Source organism: Nitratidesulfovibrio oxamicus (assembly GCF_015731765.1).
In the GTDB taxonomy this organism is placed as follows: Bacteria; Desulfobacterota; Desulfovibrionia; order Desulfovibrionales; family Desulfovibrionaceae; genus Cupidesulfovibrio; species Cupidesulfovibrio oxamicus.
In genome coordinates this window covers 1-594 of record NZ_VRYY01000761.1, presented here as the reverse complement: position 1 = coordinate 594, position 594 = coordinate 1, and the positions used below count along the sequence as shown (strand labels likewise).

Here is a 594-nt window from a genome sequence, read left to right as displayed (position 1 = left end):
CCTGCGCGCGCCGGGTTCGTGGCGATCATGCGGTCGTCTCGTTGGCGCGGCGGCGCGCGGGCAGAAAGAGGGCCGGACCGGGGCGGCGGGCGGGGGAAGGGTGCCCCGGTCCGGCGGAGGGTGCGGGCGGCGGGGGTTGCTGGGGTGTCGCCGCCCGTTCACGCCGTTGTCAGTTCCTGCGCCTGGGCGAGGAACCGTGCGTGATTCCGTCGGGTTGCAGGTGGAGCGGCAGGGTGCTCCCCCCGGCGGAACAGTGCACGAAAGCAACCGTGAAGCCGGGCGCAGAGCCTGCGCCGGGTACTTCCGGAGGAAATTCATCACCCGTTGCGGCTGCGTGCTCCCCATGGCGGGAAGCCGCGGGCGCACGGGCAAACAGGAACGCATCACCGTCGAAAGGGGTGTCGCCGGTGTTCACACCGCCCTCTGTGGGCAGGTGCAGAAGGGTGCGCAACGAGGCGGCGACCACATGCATGGTGAACACCAGCCATGCGCAGACCAGGGCCGCGCAGGCGATGCGGGCCGGGTCGCCGGGCAGGGCGGCGGCAATCACGCCCAGCCCGGCCGCCAGAAGGCACGAGAGCCCCGGCGCAAGGC

At 72.6% G+C, this 594-nt stretch carries 1 protein-coding gene; it reads right to left on the bottom strand.

Annotation, left to right across the window (positions count from 1 at the left end; genetic code table 11):
- Positions 1-169: 169 nt before the first annotated feature.
- Positions 170-594: hypothetical protein (locus tag FVW20_RS18260; protein WP_196610699.1), on the bottom strand; the 425-nt coding region annotated here is incomplete at its 5' end.